This window comes from Nocardia sp. NPDC006044, assembly GCF_042871115.1.
GTDB lineage: Bacteria > Actinomycetota > Actinomycetes > Mycobacteriales > Mycobacteriaceae > Nocardia.
The window spans coordinates 3,151,594-3,172,781 of the sequence record NZ_JBIAID010000001.1 but is presented as its reverse complement, the minus strand read 5'-3'; the positions used below and the strand labels follow the sequence as shown (position 1 = coordinate 3,172,781).

The following is a 21,188-nucleotide window of genomic DNA, read 5'->3' as shown; positions in this document are numbered from 1 at the left end:
GCATCGCCCCGAGGTCGAGCTCGAGAATCATCCGCAGGTCGGACCGGGAGCACGGCGTCCACCCGGAGCGGGCGTCCGGCTCGCGGCCGGAGGATGACGACAATGCCCAGGTCAGCGGGCAAGAGTTGAGTCATGAACGCCTATGACACCGGATCTCCCGCACGCAGCCTTACCGTCGGCCACCCCCGGTTATCGCGTCCGCTGCTCGGCATCGCCGCTATCTCCCTGACGGCAGGCATCGTGACCGGTGGATTGAGCTTTCTCGATCGCTCTCCGGAGCACGAGAATCACGTCGACGGCACTGCGGCGTGGGGAATACATGTCTTGCTGCTGGCAGCGACCATCGTCCTCGCGCTCGTCGTGCTACGCCGGCGCGGTGCCGCCGCGTTCCTCGCCATGCTGCTGTCACCGCTGAGCACCACCGCGGCCCGACGCCTCGCCCGCACGTTCCGATCGATCCTGAACCACCCGACCGCACTGCTCCGCCTGATCTTCGGGTTCGTACCGATCGTCCTGCTGGTCTACAGCCCATTTCGCGTCGGCCTGCAAATCCTCGGCGGCCTCGATCCGAATTTCACCGCCAACGCTTGGGGTGGTCCCACCTATCTCGGCGCCATGGCCTGCCACTACCTCGACGCGGTCCTGCTCATGGCCGCGGCCGTGTTCCTGCTGGACCGGCTGCTGCTGCCTGCCGGTACGCCCGAACGCCGCTAGAGGCCGGCCGCGGTGAGTTGATGGTCGGCTTCCAGGAGCATCCAGCCGCTGAGTTGGACGGAGAGGTCTCGGTTCGGGGTCGCGGAGGCGGCAATTCGCCCGTTCGACAGTCTCGTCCGGTCTTCGGGTTGTTCGGGGACGGTGGCCGGGGTCGACCAGTCGGTGCCGAACAGAGGTAAGCCGTCGACCTCGGCGCGGTTTGCCCAGGCGGCTTGGGCGGAGGCGTGGACAATGTGCGCGGCGGTGGTGTCGCGCAAGGTGATTGCGGCGAGGGCGAGGTAGCGGGCGAGGATGCCCATGAACAAGCCGCCGTCGCCGCCACCCGCGCCCCTGATGACACCGTTGTCCGTCATCTGCTCGCCGGTCGCCGCGATCAGCGCGGTCGCTCGGCGGCGATACTCGGGAGTGTCTGTGCGCGAGTACAATTCGGCTTCCAGACCGATCGCTGTCCCCTGGTTGTAGCTGTACACCGCGGGTTCGAGTCGAGCACCGGGTTCGTGTACGCCATCGACGATCAATCCGGAGTTGTTGTCCCGCAACCGGGTATCGAGGAAATCGGCCAGCCGACCGGCACGGGAGAGGTCGCCGAACCGCGCCGATGCGATGCCGGTCGGAGCGTTCGTGCAGGCGTTGTAATAGTCCGAGCCGACGCGCCAGCGCACCGCACCCACGTCCGGGTTCCAGCTCTCCGCCGACGCCGCCCGCAAGTCGCCGATGCCGTCGGGAAACCCGACTCCCAGTGTGCGATCGGCTCTTTCGAGTGCCAGCAGGAGCCAGGTCATATCGTCGTAGTACTGGTTCGTCCAGCCGGTGAGGTTGCGGGTGCGGATCCCGCGAACGAGCGCCGCGACTCGATCACGCCGTTCCGGTGCCGGCGCGCGCAGAGCCGCATCGGTCGCACAGTCCACGAGGTGCGCCTGGAACCAGTAGTCCCACTCCTCGAACACCTCTTCCAGCGGCGACGGCGGCCAAGCGGTCACCCCGAGCAACGTCCCCGGCAACCCCCACACCGGCCGCACATGCCGAGCCATAATCGCCTGCTCCGCAAGCCCGGCCCGCCGCGCGGACTCCACGACGGTCGTCGAGGTCTGCGGCGCGGCAGCCACCGGCACCGGCGACGCGGCCACCGCGGCGCCCACCCCCGCCGCCCAGAGCACCGTCCGCCTGCTGACGCCAGTTCGATCGCGAGACATCACCCCGACCTCCTTCGCCCGGCGACTCTATCCGCTATCCCCACCCGAATCCGGAACGCGCCCGGCGAATCCTCGGCGGTTCTCGGTGCGCCCGCACCGCCTGCCGATTCCGGGCTCCGATGTTCGGGCATGCCAGACATTTTGGGCATCGATGGACCCTCGTGTGCCCAGACCATGGGCGGTTTCTGCACTTTCGCAGATGGCACCTGCGCATTTCCCCCTTGTCTGCGCACAGGTGGGCACCAATACTGACCAACCGAACCCGTGTGCGGTGGGTCACACGCGCGCGGGCAGCGTTTGGAAGGTAGAGGAACAACTCCGATGACGTCCACGATTGAAGAAGCAAGCTCCGAAACGGGATTGGCGCGGATCGCGCAGTCGCTCGCACGGTGGACGGAGAAGTGGTTCCCGGACGCTTATGTTTTCGCCTTAGCGGGTGTTTTCATCGTAGCGCTCGCCGCGTTCGCCAACGGGTCGTCACCGAAAACGGTCGCTACCGCCTTCGGTGACGGTTTCTGGGACCTGACGGCGTTCACCTTGCAGATGACCATGGTGGTGCTCACCGGCTATGTCGTCGCGACGTCCCCGCCGGTCGCCCGGCTGATCGACCGGCTCGCGGTGCTGCCGCAGTCCGCGGCCGGCGCGGTGAGTTTCGTTGCGCTGCTTTCCATGTCGATCTCGTTCCTGAACTGGGGCCTGAGCCTGGTGTTCGGCGGGCTGCTCTGCCGGGCGATCGCGCGGCGAACCGACCTGCGCGTGGACTATCGCGCACTGGGCGCGGCGGCTTTCATGGGGTTGGGCGGCGTGTGGGCGCTCGGCCTTTCGTCCTCGGCCGCGCAACTACAGGCCACCGCCGGCTCGCTGCCGCCGGCCCTGCTGAAGATCACCGGCGTGCTCGACTTCGGGCGCACTATCTTCACCTGGCAGTCCCTGCTCATGTGCGTCATCCTGATGGTGCTGACCGCCGTGATCGCGCATCTGTCGGCGCCGAAGGGCGAGGCGATCAAGACCGCCGAGCTCCTCGAGGTCGACCTCGACGACCAGCCCGAGGAGGTGACGCCGCGCTCCCGCCCGGGTGAATGGCTCGAATACAGCCACATCCTGCCGGTCCTGGCCGGCCTGCTCACGGTGGCCTGGTTGATCTTTCAGCTGCTCGACAAGCCCGTGCTCACCGTGGTCAGCAGCCTGAACAACTACCTGCTCGTCTTCCTGATCCTCGGCCTGGTGCTGCAGGGAACGCCGCGCAAGTTCCTCCAGGCGGTCACCCTCGCGGTGCCGGCCACGGCGGGTATTCTGGTCCAGTTCCCGCTGTACGCCGCCATGGCCGCGATCCTCACCAAGGCGAAAGGCCGTGGCGGATTCACCGTTTCGCATCATCTCGCGGAGTTCTTCACCAGCATCGGTGGCGGCGGCAGCTTCGCCGTCGTGATCGCCATCTACACCGTGGTGCTCGGCATCTTCGTCCCGTCCGGCGGCGGAAAGTGGCTGGTCGAAGCGCCGTACGTGATGCAATCGGCCAACGAGGTGCACATGAACCTCGGCTGGACGGTGCAGATCTACAACGTGGCCGAGGCGCTGCCCACGCTCATCAATCCGTTCTTCATGCTGCCGCTGCTCGCGGTGCTCAAGCTACGGGCGCGCGATCTGGTCGGATTCACGTTCTTGCAGTTCATTTTTCACCTTCCGGTGATTCTGCTGCTCGTGTGGTTGCTCGGATTGACCTTCGACTACGTCCCGCCGATCATGCCGGCCGCACCGTGAGCTGACGCGCCGCGAAGGTCGTAGCGCGGGAACGTATCCGGCGCTCCTTGCGGGACGATGCGACGGGTGTGCGCGTAGACCGCCGCGTGCACCCGATCGCGAACCCCCAACTTGGCCAGCACATTCGAGACATGCGTCTTCACGGTCTGCTCGCCGACGCCGAGCGCCTCGGCGATCTCCGGGTTGGTGTACGCCTTCGCGATGAGCATCAGCACCTGATGCTCACGGGCGGTGAGGTTCTCGACCTCCGGCGCGGCGGGGAACGGCTCGATACCGGCGGCCAGGCGGGTGACGAGGCGGCGGGTCAGGCTCGGATCGATCAGCGCGTCGCCGCGCGCCGCCATCCGGACGGCGGAGATCAGACCCGTCGACGGCAGTGTCTTCACCAGGAAGCCGGATGCGCCGAGACACAGTGCGCGGTAGAGGTTTTCGTCGGTGTCCGAGCTGGTGAGCGTCAGGATCCGGGTAGCGTCCCCGAGCGCCGCGAACGCATCGACAGTGCCGTCGATACCGGGCAGGTCGAGGTCGAGCAGCGCGACATCCGGTCGGAGCCGCTCGATCTCCCGGATCGCGGCGACCCCGTGATCGACCTCCGCGACGCATTCGATATCCGGCTGCGTGCCGATCGCCGCCCGCAGACCGGAACGGAACACCACCTGATTGTCGGCCAGCAGTACCGAAATCGCCGACGTGGCATCGGTCCGCGCCCGATCGACATGCCGGCCGCCGTCGATCGGCTGCTGCGTTTCGACCGTACCGCTCGTCGCGGCGGTGGCGCTGGGCACGCCGGTCACCGACAGCGTCGCCGCGGTGATCGCCAGGACGAATGACGAAGCTACCTTGAGCAACGGGTGATTCGACGCCGAGTCCGACCGTGAGTTCATCGTCAGCGCAGGAACCCTTCGTAGTTCTTGTTCATCACTTGGCTCTCGAGCTGTTTGATCGTATCCAGTCCAACGCTCACCACGATAAGCGCGGAGGTACCGCCGAACGCAAGACCCGCCGTCGGCCCGGCGGAACCCGCGCCGAGCAGCAGGTTCGGCAGTACCGCCACGGCACCGAGGTAGACGGCGCCCGGCAGGGTGATCCGGCTCAGCAGGTGGCTCAGGTAATCCGCCGTCGGCTTTCCCGGTCGGTAGCCGGGCAGGAAACCGCCGAACTTCCGCATCTCGTCCGCGCGTTCCCGCGGGTCGAACGTGACCGCGACGTAGAAGTAGGTGAAGAACACGATCATCGCGAAATAGATCGCGACGTACACTGGGCTGCCCGGGTTCACCAGGTACTGCTGGATCAACTCCTGCCACTTCGCCTGCGGCCCCGAGCTGTGTTGCGTGAGCTGCACAAGCAATTGCGGAAGATACAGCAGCGAGGACGCGAAGATCACCGGAATCACGCCCGCCTGATTGACCTTCAGCGGCAGATACGTCGACGAACTCCCGTACATCTTCCGTCCGACCACCCGCTTGGCATACTGCACCGGAATCCGCCGCTGCCCCTGCTCGACGAAGATCACCCCGGCGATCACCAGGAACACCGTCACGCACACGCCGGCGAAGATCAGCGCGCCCCGGCTGTCCAGAATCGACTTCCCCTGGCTCGGGAGCTGCGCCGCGATGCCGGTGAAGATCAGCAGCGACATGCCGTTGCCGATGCCGCGCTCGGTGATCAACTCGCCGAACCACATGACCAGCGCCGCGCCCGCGGTCAGCACCAGCACGATGATGATCATCCCGAACAGCGAGGTGTCGGACAGAATCTCCTCGGGACACCCGCGCAGCAGCTGACCCCGTGCGGCCAGCGCGACCAGTGTCGAGGCCTGCAAGACCGCGAGGGCCATGGACAGGTACCGGGTGTACTGCGTGATCTTTGCCTGGCCGGTCTGCCCCTCCTTGCGCAGCTCCTCGAACCGCGGGATCACGACGGTCAGCAGCTGGATGATGATGCCCGCGGTGATGTAGGGCGTGATGCCGATCGCGAACACCGAGAGGTGCAGCATCGCGCCGCCGGAGAACAGGTTGATCAGCTGGTAGATACCGGCCGATTCACCACCGGAGACGATCGCGATGCACGCGCGCACCGACCGATAGTCGACACCCGGCGACGGCAGCGCCGCGCCGAGCCGGTACAGCCCGAGTAAACCCAAGGCGCAGAGGATCTTCCGCCGCAGATCCGGGGCCCGAACAGCCGACAGCACGGCGGAAAACACACAATCCTCCAGACGAACGACGCGGTCGAACCGGGCGAATCCCGTGGCAAGCCAAGGGAAATGCGCCGGTCAAGGGCCTTTGACGGTACGGATCATCGGTACGCGTCCACGTCGCCCGTGAGTCGGATTTCGCGTTCCCCCGATCGGGGGAACGCCGCGGTCTAGGTGCGGACCAGCAGCACCGCGCCGGCGGTGAGCAGCGCGAGCACGATCGCCGCGAGGCCGTAGATCAGCCGGTGCGAGCGCAACACCGGCACGAAGCGGTCGACGGCGTAGCGACCGGGACCGGTCAGCGCGATCGACGCGGCGGCCGCGGTGAGGATCAGCTCGTATTCGATCCCCTTCGGCGCGAAGAACGCACCGGTTCCTTTGACCACGATCGCGTTCAGCAGCGTACCGACCACGGCCGCGGCCGCCAGCGGGGTGAGCAAGCCGATCGCGAGTGCGAGCCCGCCGAACGTCTCGGTCACACCGGCCACCAGCGCCATCGTCTCACCGGCCGGATATCCCTTGCTGGTGAAGAACTTTCCGGTCCCCTCCAGTCCCCCGCCACCGAACGAACCGAACAGCTTCTGCGCACCGTGCGCGGCCATGGTGAGCCCGACCGCGATGCGCAGCAGGAGCAGTCCCACGTCGTAGGCGTGCGGGGTGGCGGCATGGCCCGTGGCCGCGACCGGTGCCGGAGCGGCCTCGGTCTGCGAAGTCGTTGCGGTGTAACTCATCTCAGGTGTTCCTTTCGGTGGGGTGAGCTCGACCGGGTTCAGCCGAATTGCAGGGAGCGTTTGGCCAGTCCGAGCCAGAAGCCGTCGATCACGCTGCGCTGGGTGGCCAGATCCGCGTCGGCCGCGCCGAGCGAGACGAACAGCGGGGCGAAGTGTTCGGTGCGCGGGTGCGCCAATTGCGCTGCGGGAGCTTTGCGTTCGAAGTCGAGCAGGGCGTCGACGTCGGCGGCGTCGAGCGCGCGCTGCCCCCATTCGTCGAACTCGGCCATCACCGGATGCACCGATCCGTCGTCGTTCAGCGCGCGCAGGTTGTGCGTGAAGAAGCCGCTGCCGACGATCAGCACGTTCTGGTCGCGCAGCGGCGCCAGCTTGCGGCCGATCTCCAGCAGGCTCGCCGGGTCCAGGGTCGGCATCGACATCTGCAGGACGGGCACGTCGGCCTCCGGATACATCTCCACCATCGGCACGTACGCACCGTGGTCGAGGCCGCGGTCCGGCACGTCGTGCACCGGCATGCCGGGTCCGCGCAGCAGTTTGCGCACGTCCTCGGCCAGGTCCGGCGCGCCGGGCGCGGGGTAGGTCACGTCGTAGTAGTGCTGCGGGAAGCCCCAGAAGTCGTAGACCAGCGGGATGGTGGACGTCGCGCCGAGCGCCAACGGCGCGTCCTCCCAGTGCGCCGAAATCATCAGCACCGCTTCGGGTTTCGGCAACTCCGCCGACCATGCGGCGAGCTGGCCCGGCCAGATCGGATCATCGGCCAGCGGCGGAGCGCCGTGCGACAGGTAGACCACCGGCATGCGCATCGGTCTCACCACTCCCTTCCAGTAGTTCAAATTTGAACTTCCATGCCAAGCGTAGATTATTGTTCGAATTTGAACAACCCCGGTAAGGTGGTCCGATGACCGAACCGCGCTGGCTGGACGACGAGGAGATGCGCGCTTGGCACGCGTTCCTCGCCGCGACGGCCCTGCTGAATCGACGTATCGAGCAGCAGCTCAAGGACGACGCCCACCTGTCCCACGCCCAGTACGAGGTGCTCGTCCGCCTGGAACGAGCACCCGGCCGCAAGCTGCGGATGACCGAACTCTCCGACGCCCTGATCACCTCGAAGAGCGGCCTGACCTACCAGATCGATCAGCTGACCAAGGCCGGCTTCGTCCGCCGCAGCCCCGCCCCCGACGACCCCCGCGGCATCATCGCCACCCTCACCCCCGCCGGCCTCCGCAAACTCGAATCCGCCGCCCCCGGCCACGTAACCCTGGTCCGCAACCTCCTCATCGACGTCCTCACCCCCGCCCAGATAACCGCCATCGCCGACGGCCTCGGCGAAGTCGCCAGCAGACTCCGTGCGACGTAACCTCGGCGCTACCGACCGACCCTTCGACGAGCCCTCGAAGTCGAATTACTTCACGAGCGCCGTGTGCCTGACCTTTGCGATGGCAACCTTGAATCCCCTGCCCCCAACCGCTTCGCCGTGCATCTTCAGCGCGGCCCGAGAGAAGAAGTACATGATGTCGCCGAGATCGCCCTCCTTGCTGGTCGCGATCGCGTACACCACTGTCCATTCGCTGGCCGAACCGAATTCGGCAGAAGGGTCCAAACGACGAAGATCATTCATCACCCGTTCTCGATAATCATTGTCGTCCAACAACATCCGTGCTGACAACGAGCCTTGCTGGAACAGATGACTCATCTTGTCGGAACCATCCATGCGTTTGACGCATAGCAACTTCTTATCCCGTGTCAGTACGTCACAGACCTCGATCTTCACGCCCGGCCGGTCACGGTAGAGCTGGCGATCCAGGACGATAGCGTCAGGAAGTTCTTGCCCCAGCCAGTTGTTGTACCGCTCCTCCCCGTAGTTTCCTGGAATATTTTCCTCCAACAGCAACTGGTCGTCCCATGTCGGCAGATCCAGATCCCTCGTCATATCCACGATACTGTCGCGCATGTATCGATTCACCAGCTCGACATAATCATTATTGATCCGAATCCACGTCCCCGCAGTCAGTGCGTAGTCCTGCGGACGGCCATTCAGGTTGCTCCTGACGGAACCGACGACGTAGTTTCGGAGCGGCTCCCTCTCATTGATCGGCTCGCCTCCTGAGTCGAATGCCTGAACCTTGACCGCATTAAGCGGGTCCGCCCAACCATCGACGTCATCGATCGCGGAGTAGACATCCTCCGCCAGCAGTTCCGTCACTATTTCGCCTGCACGACGGCGCGAGACCCGGAACAGGTCCGCAGCGACATCCGCGTCGTCAGGGAGCGCGAACCCTACCTCGCAGTCTCGGTCTCGGATCGCCTCACCAATTAGTGTATCCAGTTCGGCGATCTTCTCTTTGTCGGTTTCACGACGGAAGTAATCAAGGAACGGAAAGATTGAGGTGTAGTCGTCGGACCTGTAGAGCTCCAAGACTCTTCCAAGCTTGTCCGACAGGGCGGTGAAATCGAAGCTGTCCACGTTCAGCTGCAGGGCGTCAGAACCACTCACCGTTTTGGCGAAACCGGGGATCTTGACCTCACCACCGAACCTGCGGATCCATTCCTCGTCGGTCAGCAGACCTAGCGCGAATACCTCATTGGGAGTTGGCAACCGACTGGTTGCGTTGCGCCGGCCTCTGCCGAGTCCTCGGGTGTCAGCCAGGTTGACCCGGTCCGGGTCTATCGAATTTGCGGCAACCTTCAACCCGAAGTCGTGCTCTATCAAGGACTTATCGATCGCTTGGAAGCCGTATCCAAAAGTAATCGCGAAGAGTCGAGCGTGCGCCTCTACGAGCAGTACCGCTCCGGCCGACCGTCCCGTAATCGGCTCATCGTCATCCGCCGGGTCGAGCAGCGGGACGAGATAGTCGTGCCAACAGACCGGCTTATCGCACCCTTGGTAAACGAACAATCGCCACCGAACCCCATCTTCGGCAGGAATCAGTGGTCGTTCTTTATAACCGCTGGGTCGCCGCAGACTCTCTCCAGACAGGTCTGCGCTTTCTCGCAGCAGATATACGGTTACTCGCATGAGAGCTCCACCCCCGCACCACAGAGGAACAACCTGAATGATCGCGTTTTCGGATGGCAAAGGCCCATCGTCGATCCCGATGCGCCGCTGACGCCCGACGGCCCTACTAGTCGCTTGTCCATTTCAATAGAACTAACGCTAGATTCATGGCACACTCTCGGCGATCTCCTGTCAAGAGGCAGCGCGGACGGCATAGGCAAGAACTCTCCCCTTCTATCGACGCACATCTACTTGCGACCCGTTGAGCCGATGTGCTACTGGTACTTTCACGCAAAGGCTAGGGGGAGAACCAGATTCGGCGCGACCGGATCTGCGTACACTTCGCTCCGGATTTACGCACGAGAGGGAGTTGCGTGGCCGACCGGGAGTATCAGAGACAAACCTTCTCAACGCTTCATGTCTCCGACATGGACCGACCAGATTATTGGATACGTCATGTTCGTATGAATCACGGCGAATTGAGGTTCGATTTCGGCGAACATCGTGATTTCGTCGGCCAGACCGAGGTCCAGCGGTGCGGGCCGTACCAACTGGTCGAGTTCGAATCGAGGCGCATCCGCTATGTACGGACCGCGGCCCACGTCCGCGAAGACGATGATCGGAGTGCGCGACTGGTGGTTCCCCTGAAAGGGCGGATCGCACTCGCGCAAGGCGAAGAGGCCGCATTGCTGACACCCGGGCAGATGGGCATGGTCTCCTTGGATCGCCCGCTGAGCCTGGCGCATGACGACAACGCCCACGCGTGGATTCTCACTGTTCCTGCGGAGGATATTCCTTCCGAGCTCGACAACTGCGGCGTACCGCTGACACTCGATCCGCAGCGCGCAATCCTCGGTACCGTGCGCGCGATGACGAGGGAACTCGCCACTCATCGGGAGACAATGTCCGGATGGGAGTTCGTGGAGATCGCTGGACGACTCGTCGACCTACTGGGTAAATCCCTCCACGAACGACAAGCGCCGCATCAGGATCGTCTCGCATCAATGGCAAAAGACGCCGAAACCTACGTCCGGAAGAACTCCGATGACCCCACCATTACCCCTCTGTCGGTGGCTGATCATCTCGGCTGCTCGCGACGCCAGCTCGAACTCGCACTACAAACGACCAACACTCCACCGGCACGGCTGATCCGCGAGGCCAGACTCCAGCAAGCACGGCGACGACTCCAAGATCCGCTCAACGTCGGCTCCGTTGATTCCATCGCTTTCGAGTCCGGTTTCAGGTCACTCAGCGCCTTCAGGGAAGCGTTCGTAAAACGGTATGGCATCCAACCGAGCCAGGTACGCAACGCTTACCGCCGCACGTAGTAAGAGCGGCCCAACCTGGTGCCCGCCATGGCGACGGCCGGTCTTATCGAGCCGGCTGTGGGATCGGGGCGCGGTTGAGCCAGGTGGCGAAGGCGTCGAAGGTGGTGGGGCGGCCGAGGAAGGTGGTGATCAGGTCGGCGGCGTTGCGGGAACCGCCGGGGGCGAGGATCAGGTCGCGGTAGCGTTGGGCCACTGCGGGATCGAGTAGGTCGGCGGGATCGAAGGCGGAGAACAGGTCCTTGGCGATGACCAGGCTCCAGAGATAGGTGTAGTACGCGGAGGTGTAGCCCGCGAGGTGGCCGAACGACGTCTGGAAGTGGGTGCCGGGCAGCGCGGGGAGCACGCCGTAACGTGCCATCGCGTCCGAGACAGCTCCGGTGTGGTCGGCGGGGCGGTCGCGGTGCAGCAGGTACGACACCGCGGTGTAGCCGACCTGGGTCTGGATCGCGATCCCCTTGCCGAAGTCCTTCGCCGCCCGCATCCGGGCCACCAGATCGGCCGGGATGGCCGCGCCGGTCTCGTCGACCGCGAACATGCCGAGAATCGCAGCGTCCCATGCCCATTCCTCGAGCATCTGCGACGGCGCCTCGACAAAGTCCCACTCGGTCGCCACGCCGGAGAACCGCACCCATTCCTGCCGCCCGCCGAGCACGTGATGGATCAGGTGCCCGAATTCGTGGAACAGGGTGACCACGTCCTGGTGTTCCATCAGCCCGCGGGAGAAGTTGCACACCAGCACGCCCTCGGGCAGCAGCCGGTCGGTGACCCCGCTGACGAGATCGAACTGCGCGGCGTGCTTGTATTTGCCGTCACGCGGATGCAGGTCGAGATAGATCCGGCCGCGCCGTTCACCTGCGGCGTACACGTCGTAGACGGTCACCTCCGGATGCCAGCGCGGGACATCGACCGGTCGATACTCCAGGCCGAACAGCCGCCCGGTGACCTCGAGCAGACCGGCCCGCACCCGGGTGAAATCGAAGTACCGGCGCACCTGCCTGGCGTCGACATCGAATTGTTCCCGCCGGATCAGCTCGGTGTAATAGCCGATGTCGGAACGGTCGACCGTGCCCGCGGGATCGTCCGCGCGCCGACGCGCGAGCACCGCGTCCAGGTCGCGCCGGCCGGCGGCGGCCGCGGCGGCCGAGATCCGCTCGATGAATTCGGTGATCGCCTCGCCGGTGCCGACCATCTTGACCGCCGCGTCGTAATCGGGCCAGCTGTCGTACCCGACGAGCCGGGCCTTCTCGTGCCGAAGGTCGAACATCTCGTGCAGGACAGCGTCATTCACCGGCCAACCGCGGCTCTCGAACTCGATGGTGAGGCTGCGCCGGGCTTCGGCGTCGCGCGCGTAGGCGCGGAATGGGCGATAGTCCGGGTAGTCCGTGGTGACCGCGACCAATCCGTCCTCGGCGGGCGGATGGGCCGCGACGAAGTCGTCGGGCAGCCCCGCCAGCCGGTCCGGGGCGAGCCGAATCGCGCGGACGTCGTCCCGGATCGCCCGGCCGAAATCCTGCTCGAGCACGGTGAGCCGCTCGGCGATGACCCGCAGCCGAGCCCGCGTCTGCTCGTCCCGGTCCACACCTCCGCGCCGGAAATCGCGCAGCACGTGCTCACGCATGCGCGCCGCCTGCTCATCCAGACCCGCCGGGTCGGTAGCCGCGACCACGTCATAGAGCGCGCGATCGAGGTCGCGCTCGGTCCGCACCCGATCCACCTGCTGGACCAGCTCCTCACCGCGCCGGCGCACCGCCGCATCGGGGTGTACCTCGACGAACAACCCGGCGGCCGAGTCCGCGCCGCGCAGCGCGATGTCCGCGTCGTTCCACAGGCCGAGCACGTCGGCGGTGTCGCGGGCGTTGCCGTCCGCGAGCAGTGCCAACGTCTCCGCGACGGTCTCCAGCCTGTCCGTCACATAACCGGCGAGCCAGTCGGACCAGTCGTCGGCGGGCAGGGCAAGCGGCTGCGGACTCATTCCCCGACAGTAACCCGGGACCGGATTTCGACCGCACGGTCGGCGCGACAGGAATCAGCCACATAGTTGCTGGATGTCGAATAGGTAACTCATCTTGGCATGTCTTCAACCCGTCTGAGCAGGTCCACCCTAGAATTCCAGCGGTAGGTCCAGGATTCGCTCGTGCGGTGCTGGCCGATCCGGGCCAGGTCTGTCGCCGCGGTTGACACCAGGGAGACGGCTGATGACCTTGCGTGCAGATTCCGGCGACACCCGTCGACTACCGCTGTGGCGGCGGTCGGTGGCGTTGATGGCCGCGGTATTGGCGTTGTCCGTGGCGCCGATCGCACGGGCCGAGCCGCGTGACGTGCCGCTCGGGCTGCCATCGCTCGGGCTCGGGACCTCGCTGACCTTCCCCGGCGCCGAGCATCAGGTCTCGGTGAATATTCCGGTGCTGCCCGGTCTGGCGCCGACCGCCCTGATCGGCACGATTCAACTACCGCCGCACGTGGCGCGGGGGTCGCTGGAGGTGCATTCGGGTGAGCGGCTGATCGACCGGATCGAGCTGCCGCTGGTGCCGCGCGGTCCGATCCGGTTGTCGCTGGCCGGCGCCGAGATCGTCGGCAACGCGATCGCGGTGACGGTCACGTCGTCGCTGATCTCCGAGGCCGGCGCGTGCGTCGTCGACTGGCTGGGGCGGCCGTTGACGCTGACCGAGGCCGCGGTCGTCTACAACGGCGAGGAGCAGCAGCCGGCGACCGTCGCGGACTTCCTGCCGCCGGTGCTGCAAAAGCTGACCGTCTACCTGCCCGCCGGTCCGAGCAAGGTCGAGAGTGCCGCGGCGATGTCGCTGACCACCGCGGTGATCGCCCGCTACGGCAATCAGCCGGTGGCGGTCGAGGTTCGGGCGGTGCAGCCGGGCGCGACGGTCCCGGATCATCCGCCGGGGTTCCTCGAGCGCCAGGTGGTGATCGGCGAATCGGCCGATGCGGCACTGCGTTTGGCGACCGGGTCGGCGCCGGTGCTCACGATCAACGGAACCGATAAGACCCTGCCGGACCAGATGCGTTTGCTGGTCAGCGATTTGGCCAAGGTGGCGATCTCCTCGGCCGCGACGGCGGTGGCGCTGCCGCCCGCGCCCCAGATCGCCCCGGACAGCACGACACTCGGCGCGCTCGGCCAAACTCAGCTCACCGCGACCTCGATCGGCCCGGTCCGCGTCGAGGTCGGCATCGATCAGTCGCGACTCGGCCGCCCGTCCAAGGACGTGCGAGTTCGGTTGCGCGGCAGCTATACCCCGCTGCCGGACACCCTCAACGGTCAGCTCACCGTCAGCGCGGGCACCACCTATATCGACAGCTGGCCGGTAGACGGGTCGGGTCGGTTCGAGCGGTGGATCTCCATCCCGAACTCGGTCCTCGGCCGATTCACCACGCTCGCGGTGACGCTCCAGCAGGCCGGGCTCACCCACGGCTGCGGACTGGAGGCACCGCAGACGCTGACCATCGAGCCGAGCAGCGAGGTGACGAGCGCGGTCGCGGTACCGCCGATCCCCGGCGGCTTCGGCGCGTTGCCGCAGGCGTTGCTCCCCGAGGTGCAGATCGGTTTGCGCACACCAGGTTTCGCGGACACCGTGCGCGCGGTGCGGGTGCTGACCGGACTGCAGCGGTTGACCAGCATTCCGCTGCGACCCGAACTGGTCACCTTCGACCAGGCCGTCGCGAGCACGTCGCCCGCGGTGCTGATCGCGGCGAACGGTGATGTGCCGGAATCGATCCGGCTGCCGCTGCGCCAGACCGACGCCGGGCTGGCGTTGACCGGCGACGACGGCAAGACGATCAGCCGGATCACCACCGATCCGGCGACTCCGTTCGCGTCGTTGCAGAGCACCTGGTCCGGTGGCCGGACGGTCGTCGTCGGTTCCTCCAGCGACACACCGGAACACCTGGACCGAGTGCTCGGCTGGCTCGATGCCGACCTGAATCGGTGGTCGCGGCTGCACGGCGCCGTGCTGTTCCAGGCCGGTGATCGGACGCCGGAGTTCCTCGACCCGGCGACCGCCGCCCCGGCGGCCCCGGACAGCTCCGAAATGACCTCGCTGGCCAAGATTCTCACCGCGGTCGGCGCGGCGGTGGTCCTGCTCGGCGTGCTGATCGGCCTGATCCTGCTGCTGCGGCGCGGCAGGCGGTAGATGTCCACCGGCCCGGCGGCGCGCGGACACGTCCGCGCGACCGTCACCAGAATCACGGCACGGATCGTGCTGATCCTGCTGGCCACCGCCGCCGCGTTCTGGACCACCTGGGTGCGGCTGGTGCACGACACCTGGACCGGTTCGAGCATCGGATTCGTGTTCGTCCTCCCGGTATTGGCGATCTTCTCCGCGATCGGCATCACCCTGCGCCGCGGGGCGGAACTACCCATCCACGACCGGCAGACCGACCTGATCGTCGGCCTGATCGGACTCGGATTGTCCGCTTGCACACTGGGTTTGCTCACCCCGCGCTATCGCTACCTGTACGAGATGCTGCACCTGGACCTGCTGGCGGCCTGGCTGTTCGTCCTCTCCGCGTGCGTGCTGCTGTTCGGTCTGCGCCCGGTCACCCGGTACTGGCCGTGCTGGCTGTTGCTGCTCGCCGCGTTCCCGCCGCCGTATCGAGCGATGCGCGTCATCATCGGCGGCGGCAGCGTCGCGGCGGGCGCGACGATGCTGCTGTTCGCCGCGTTCGCCGCCGCCATCGCGGTGGGCCGCACCCGAACCCGCGCCTGGGTCGGCGCCGGTCTGGCGTTCGCCGTCGGCTGTGTGGTCCTCGTGGCGCTGCGCGTCTGGTGGCCGTCCGCGCGCGTGCTCGCCTATCAGGTGATTCCGTCGGTGGTCGCGGTGCTGATCGTCGCCGCGGTGATGTACGTGGACTGGCGGCGCCGGCGCGGAACCTCGCTCAAACCGCTGGACCGCGAACTCGATCCGCTCACCGCCCCGCAGGCATGGGCGGCGGCGGCCACCGTGACCGTGGCCGCGCTGTTGATCATGGTCATTCCGATTCCCCCGGACTACGACCGCAACTTCCCGGTCATGCCCGGACTCGTGGTCGCCCAGCCCCACACCGTGCCGCCCGGCTGGGGCCAGCTCAGCGAGCGGCGATATCCGTGGGCGCAGAAGTACTTCGGGCAGGGCACCTCGATGACCCGCCAGCTGATCCGCGCCGACCAGCACAACCCGCTGTGGGACAACGAATCCCGGCGTCGCCGCATCGTCGTCGACACCGTCCGCGCCGAGGATCGATACGCGATCGACCGATACCCGGAGTTCGTCCTCTACGACATGCCGCAACCGCGGATCAGCCCGCCGACCCGGATCGATCTCGGCCACGGCATCACCGCCCGGCTCAATACCGTCCTCGACGATCGCCGCCTGCTCAGCTGGACCTGGCTGACCTGGAATTGGAGCGGCGAAGGCGGTTCCGAGCGAATCAGCCTGATCGCGGCGGACAATCACGAGCCCGACGCCGCGTTCCCGCCGCCGCAACCATCGATGCTCGGCATCTTCGAGAACTTCCTGCATCAGTTCCTGCGCGGCAAAGCCGTTGTCCTGGACTCCGAATCCGAGGACGTCGACTCCGACACCGAGCACAAGGACCAGGACATGCTGCTCTCGGTCGCGCGGTCGATCGTGGCCGGAACGGGGAAGCAATGACGACCGGGCAAGCGCCGCAGCCGGGTTCGGACAGTGCGCGTGCACTGCATTCCGCGGTGCACGGGCTGCGTGAGTCCGATCCGCTCGCCTCGGCGTCGGTGGCTTTCCTACCGTGGCAACGCAATACCGCGCTGGCACTGGTCCTGGTGGTCGTGGTGTGTGCCGTGTTCTTCCCGATGGGCACCTGCGTCGTGCTCGTCGCCCTCTGCACCCTCGGCTATCTCGCCGCCATGGGCGATCGGGTACTGATCTTCCAGCGGGGCATGGCCAGGGACGCGATCATGACCGTCAGCGACGCCCGTGCGCTCGCGCTCACCGACGCGGAACTGCCGCCCTACACGATTCTCGTTCCCGCCTACGGCGAACCCGAGGTGGTCGGCGACCTGATCGGCGCGATGACCGCGCTCGACTATCCGAAGGACCGGTTGCAGGTGCTGCTGTTGCTGGAGGAGGACGACTCCCCCACCATCGAGGCGGCCCGGCGGGCCGGCATCGGCACCCTGGCCAGCGTCGACCACGTCACCATCGTCCTCGTGCCGGAGGCACAGCCGCGCACCAAACCCAAGGCCTGCAACTACGGCCTGCACCAGGCGACCGGCGACATCGTCACCATCTACGACGCCGAGGACATCCCCGACCCGCTCCAATTGCGGCGCGTGGTAGCGGCTTTCGCCGAACTACCGCCGGAGGTCGTGTGCATCCAGGCCAAACTGGCCTTCCACAACGGCCGCCAGAACCTGCTCACCGCCTGGTTCACCGCGGACTACGGCCTGTGGTTCGGCTTCCTCCTACCGGGTCTCATGCGCAGCAAAGCGCCGATTCCGCTGGGCGGCACGTCGAATCACTTCAAACGCGACGTGGTGACCGATATCGGCGCCTGGGATCCCTACAACGTCACCGAGGATGCCGATCTGGGCGTGCGCATCGCGGCGTCCGGCTATCGGACGGCGGTGATCGACTCGACCACCCTGGAAGAGGCCAACCCGGACCCGATCAACTGGGTTCGTCAGCGATCGCGCTGGTACAAGGGCTACCTGCAGACCTGGCTGGTGCACACCCGGCGCCCGATCCGGTTGTGGCGCAGCATCGGAACGGTCAGCTTCATCCGGTTCACCCTGATCCTCGCGGGCACGCCGATCATCGCCTGCCTGAACCTGGTGTTCTGGTTCATCACCCTGTCCTGGATCCTCGGTCAGCCCGCGGTGATCGGTCAGCTCTTCCCCGCCGCCGTGTACTTTCCCTCGCTGATCGCGATGATTCTCGGCAACGGGGCGACCATCTACATGAACCTGCTCGCGTGCCGGGAGAACAACCGGTCCGATCTCCTGGTGGCGTGCCTGACCGTGCCGCTCTACTGGCTGCTGATGAGCATCGCCGCCGCCAAGGGCTGCTATCAGCTGGTCCGCAATCCCTCTTACTGGGAGAAGACCTTTCACGGGCTCGGAACCAAGGAGGCCGCCGAGTGAGAGCGCGCTGGATCTTCGCCGCGTCGACGCTGCTGTACCTCGCCGCGGGCACCTGGTTGAGCGCGGGCAACGGGTTCCTGATGGGCGACGCGCTCAGCCGGGTATCCGCCACGCAGGCAACGCTGTTCAGCCGCGATCCGCATCTCTCGGCGATCGGCTTCGTCTTCACGCCGTTGACCTCGCTGGCCCAGTTGCCGATGGTGGTGCTCGCGCAATGGTTTCCGGGCATCACCACCTGGGGCCTGTCGGGTGTGCTGATGTCGGCGCTGTTCATGGCCGGGGCCGTGGTGATGGTGTTCGGCATCGGCACCGATCGTGGTGCGCCGCTGTGGCTCAGCGGAGGTGTCGCCGTACTGTTCGCGCTCAACCCGATGGTGGTGTTCTACGGCGCCAACGGGATGAGCGAGGCGCCGTTCCTGTTCTGCCTGTGCTGGGCACTGCGGCGGCTCATCCGGTGGATGCGCACCGATGACGCGAATGATCTGACCGCGTGTGGCATTGCGCTCGGGCTCGCGTACCTGACGCGATATGACGCGCTGGCGCCCGCCGCCGCCGCGGGCGTGCTCGTCTTCGTGGTCACCTACCGGCGCTGTCGCGGCGAGGACCACCGGCGGCACAGCGCCGTCATGGATTTCATCCTCGTGGTGCTGCCCGTGGCGGCGGCGTTCGTGGTGTGGGCGGCGACCAGCTGGTTGATCACCGGGCTGGCGTTCCATCAGTTCAGTTCGCAGTACGGGAACTCGTCGATCTTGCAGCAGTCCAGTTCGTCGGCGACCGAAACCACTGCGGCGCTGGAGTATTCGGCTGCCGCCACGCTCATTCTCGGGCCGGCGCTGCCGTTGCTCGTGCCGATCGCCGCCGCACTCGCGGTACGCAGGCGCGATGTACAGGTGGTGGTGCCGATCCTGCTGTGCGGTTCGGTGCTCGCCTTCCAAGCCTTCAGCTATGCGAGCGGGTCGACGTTCGCCTTCCTGCGGTTCTATGTGGCGGCGATTCCGTTGGCCGCCGTTCTGGCGCTACAGGTTTCGCCCGTGCGCGGGTTTCCGCCGAGCCGCCGGCCAGGCCGGCACGCTCGGATGGCGGCCACGGAACCGGCACCGGCCACCGGCCGGCATCGGGCTCGAACCGGTTGGCGCGCACCGGCAGTCGGGATGACGCTGGCCCTCGTACTACTGGCCGGCGCCGTTCCGCTGACCGCGTGGGGAATGTCGAGTCACGCCATCTCCGTGCAGGAGTACTCCCTCGGGGCGGTCTTGTTCCCCGATCCGGACAATGCCTCCGAACGCCAGGCGGACGAGCGCCGCATCGCCGCGACGTTCGGCACCGAACGGCGACTGGCGAACTACCTCGATGCCATGGACCTGCCGCGCGGCGCGGTGCTGATGGATACCGTGTACGGCTTCGCCGTCGTCGTCGCCTCGCATCGGCCGGATCAGTTCGTCGTCCCGTCGGATCGCGATTTCGTCCGGGTGCTCAACCGGCCCGCCGAGCACGGCGTGAAATACATTCTCGCGGTGCCCAATACGGGACGAGGCACCTCCGACGCGGTCAACCGGCGCTACCCGACCATGTACGAGAACGGCAGCGGCATCGCGACATTGGCGCTGGAGGCACCCAACGACGGTGCAGGCCAACCGGAATGGCGGATATATCGAGTCCTCGGCGCGGACTGATCAACCCACGGTCGTCCGCTCGGCCGCCAGCGGCCAGAGCGGATCATCCGTGCCCACGTCGAAGGTGCACTGATCGAGCCGCGGATCCGGCACGAACGCCCAGATCAGCGCGCCGGCCGAACCCGCGGCCCGCTGCGCGACGAACTTCGCGTCCAGGTGCGCTCGACGATCCTCGAGACTGCCGCAGGACCCGGCCTCTTCGCCGATCTCGGCCACCAGCAACGGTTTTCCCAATTCGGCGGCCTGGCGCAACCGAACTCCCAAGCCGTTGAAGCGATCTCCCGGCAGCGAGTCGCGAATATAGTCGTGATACTCGACCACATCGACCCCCGGTGACGCGCCGACCGCACGGAACTCATCGCCCTGCGTGCCACATTGTCCCCCGCCCGCGAATCCGGCGTAGATCAACCGCTGCGGATCCAGTTCCCGCACAATGGCTCCGGCGTCATCCATGAACTTGCGCAATACCACCGCGGCATCCGGCGGGCAGGTGCGAGCCGGTAGGTCACAGTGATCGCCGGTGCAATTGCTCGGCTCCGGTTCCCCGACCAGTTCCCACCCGGCGAGGACCGGAATGCTTTTCCACCGGTCCACGGCGGTCTTGATCCAGTCCTGGAAACTCAGCACGGACCTGCCGTGCACGGGATTGCGGGTGCGCCAGCCCTTGACGTACCACTGCCGCTGTTTGAACTGCTCGTCCGCGCAGCCGCCGTCCTGCGGCGAAAGCACCGGAAGCACGATCTGCCCGTACTTTTCGGCGGCCGTGAATACCGCGTCCGCGGCGCTGAAATCCAGGTCGCCGGTGCGCTTATTGATCGATAAGGCCTGGAAAAGATTGAATCGGGTCAGCGCGTTGGCGGGCAGCGCGCCGAAATAGCTGTCCAGATCCGTCTGCGCGCCGCAGCCGAAGTTCACCGACCAGTTCGTCGCCAGCTGCGGTGCGTTGAATCCGGCGGGCCACCAGGGCGCGCCCCGCAGTCGCAACCCCTGCGGCGTGGCGGTGACCACTGCCTCGGCCGCCGGCCGCGACTCCCTCGGCGGGCGCTCGTCGGGACGCGGATAGGGCCCGTCCGCACAACCACCCGCGACCAGACCGGCGATCGCCAGCAGGGCGGCGAGACGAACCCGCTCGGCGGCCATCAGCCGCCTACTGCCCGCACTCGACTGTGAAACCCGGGCAATCTTGCGCATTACACGTGGTCACGGGGGTTACGTTACGCGCGATGCCCGCGCTTACCCCGGCACCACGCCACAGTCACCCTCGATGTGATCCGGTTCGTCCCGCCACCGAGGCAGGGCGCGAATGGGCCACCGGCCCGGCGACCGGTTCACCGGCCGACCGCGCGTACAGGCGGTCGATACCTCTCGGTGCCTGGCCATCGGCAACGTCATCGGAAGGGCGATCTCTCCGGCACAACGCGCAGTCCGCACGTCGGCAGTCCGGACAGCCGGAACACTCCGGCAAACTTTGTCGCAGACAATGCATCA

16 protein-coding genes are annotated in these 21,188 nt (G+C 66.4%); 8 read left to right on the top strand and 8 right to left on the bottom strand.

The genetic code is table 11. The features are described from left to right. The first annotated feature begins 132 nt into the window (after window positions 1-132). Window positions 133-714: a hypothetical protein gene (locus ACFYO1_RS14425; protein WP_387230612.1), complete on the top strand. Its 582-nt coding sequence runs from the start codon at window positions 133-135 to the stop codon at window positions 712-714. Here ACFYO1_RS14425 and ACFYO1_RS14420 read toward each other — a convergent pair. Continuing rightward, window positions 711-1,907, bottom strand: a complete 1,197-nt coding sequence (locus tag ACFYO1_RS14420) for a glycoside hydrolase family 76 protein (RefSeq protein ID WP_387230610.1) — start codon at window positions 1,905-1,907, stop codon at window positions 711-713. The two genes, ACFYO1_RS14425 and ACFYO1_RS14420, sit on opposite strands and share 4 nt — an antisense overlap. Before the next feature lie 321 nt (window positions 1,908-2,228). Here ACFYO1_RS14420 and ACFYO1_RS14415 point away from each other — a divergent pair, with 321 nt between their 5' ends. After that, entirely contained in the window at window positions 2,229-3,668 is a 1,440-nt protein-coding gene (locus tag ACFYO1_RS14415; RefSeq protein ID WP_387230608.1) for a short-chain fatty acid transporter, read from the top strand. On the opposite strand, the gene ACFYO1_RS14410 is transcribed toward ACFYO1_RS14415, so the two are convergent. The 4 genes from ACFYO1_RS14410 to ACFYO1_RS14395 form a co-directional block, all read right to left on the bottom strand. After that, window positions 3,635-4,552, bottom strand: a complete 918-nt coding sequence (locus ACFYO1_RS14410; protein WP_387230606.1) for a LuxR C-terminal-related transcriptional regulator — start codon at window positions 4,550-4,552, stop codon at window positions 3,635-3,637. The genes ACFYO1_RS14415 and ACFYO1_RS14410 overlap by 34 nt on opposite strands. Window positions 4,553-4,554: 2 nt before the next feature. Continuing rightward, complete coding sequence (gene secY / locus ACFYO1_RS14405) at window positions 4,555-5,874, bottom strand: preprotein translocase subunit SecY (RefSeq protein WP_387230604.1); 1,320 nt, start codon at window positions 5,872-5,874, stop codon at window positions 4,555-4,557. Between the two features lie 161 nt (window positions 5,875-6,035). Then, window positions 6,036-6,596, bottom strand: coding sequence for a DoxX family protein (locus tag ACFYO1_RS14400; protein ID WP_387230602.1), 561 nt, complete (start codon window positions 6,594-6,596; stop codon window positions 6,036-6,038). A gap of 38 nt (window positions 6,597-6,634) precedes the next feature. After that, window positions 6,635-7,393: a dioxygenase gene (locus tag ACFYO1_RS14395; protein WP_387231871.1), complete on the bottom strand. Its 759-nt coding sequence runs from the start codon at window positions 7,391-7,393 to the stop codon at window positions 6,635-6,637. Between the two features lie 101 nt (window positions 7,394-7,494). Between ACFYO1_RS14395 and ACFYO1_RS14390 the strand changes: the two genes are divergently transcribed. Then, window positions 7,495-7,953 (top strand): MarR family winged helix-turn-helix transcriptional regulator, encoded by a 459-nt coding sequence (locus ACFYO1_RS14390; RefSeq protein WP_387230600.1) that lies wholly within the window; start codon window positions 7,495-7,497, stop codon window positions 7,951-7,953. Window positions 7,954-7,998: 45 nt separating this feature from the next. On the opposite strand, the gene ACFYO1_RS14385 is transcribed toward ACFYO1_RS14390, so the two are convergent. Beyond that, window positions 7,999-9,612 (bottom strand): DUF6119 family protein, encoded by a 1,614-nt coding sequence (locus tag ACFYO1_RS14385; RefSeq protein ID WP_387230598.1) that lies wholly within the window; start codon window positions 9,610-9,612, stop codon window positions 7,999-8,001. A 353-nt stretch (window positions 9,613-9,965) separates the two neighbouring features. On the opposite strand from ACFYO1_RS14385, the gene ACFYO1_RS14380 reads away from it, so the two are divergent. Continuing rightward, window positions 9,966-10,919, top strand: a complete 954-nt coding sequence (locus tag ACFYO1_RS14380) for a helix-turn-helix domain-containing protein (protein WP_387230597.1) — start codon at window positions 9,966-9,968, stop codon at window positions 10,917-10,919. 43 nt (window positions 10,920-10,962) lie between these two features. Here the strand turns inward: ACFYO1_RS14380 and ACFYO1_RS14375 are convergent, their stop codons facing one another. After that, entirely contained in the window at window positions 10,963-12,891 is a 1,929-nt protein-coding gene (locus tag ACFYO1_RS14375; RefSeq protein ID WP_387230595.1) for a M3 family metallopeptidase, read from the bottom strand. 223 nt (window positions 12,892-13,114) lie between these two features. Between ACFYO1_RS14375 and ACFYO1_RS14370 the strand changes: the two genes are divergently transcribed. The 4 genes from ACFYO1_RS14370 to ACFYO1_RS14355 are packed head-to-tail and all read left to right on the top strand — an operon-like array spanning window position 13,115 to window position 19,700. Continuing rightward, complete coding sequence (locus ACFYO1_RS14370; protein WP_387230594.1) at window positions 13,115-15,061, top strand: hypothetical protein; 1,947 nt, start codon at window positions 13,115-13,117, stop codon at window positions 15,059-15,061. Beyond that, window positions 15,062-16,561, top strand: a complete 1,500-nt coding sequence (locus ACFYO1_RS14365; RefSeq protein WP_387230592.1) for a hypothetical protein — start codon at window positions 15,062-15,064, stop codon at window positions 16,559-16,561. After that, window positions 16,558-18,027 carry a glycosyltransferase gene (locus ACFYO1_RS14360; protein ID WP_387230590.1) on the top strand — a complete coding sequence of 490 codons (1,470 nt, stop codon included), beginning with the start codon at window positions 16,558-16,560 and terminating at the stop codon, window positions 18,025-18,027. The genes ACFYO1_RS14365 and ACFYO1_RS14360 overlap by 4 nt, the downstream gene beginning before the upstream one ends. Continuing rightward, window positions 18,024-19,700, top strand: coding sequence for an ArnT family glycosyltransferase (locus tag ACFYO1_RS14355; RefSeq protein WP_387230588.1), 1,677 nt, complete (start codon window positions 18,024-18,026; stop codon window positions 19,698-19,700). Before ACFYO1_RS14360 ends, ACFYO1_RS14355 begins: the two co-directional genes overlap by 4 nt. Here ACFYO1_RS14355 and ACFYO1_RS14350 read toward each other — a convergent pair whose 3' ends face one another. Then, window positions 19,701-20,840, bottom strand: a complete 1,140-nt coding sequence (locus ACFYO1_RS14350) for a beta-mannosidase (RefSeq protein ID WP_387230586.1) — start codon at window positions 20,838-20,840, stop codon at window positions 19,701-19,703. It abuts the gene before it with no gap. Window positions 20,841-21,188 lie beyond the last annotated feature (348 nt).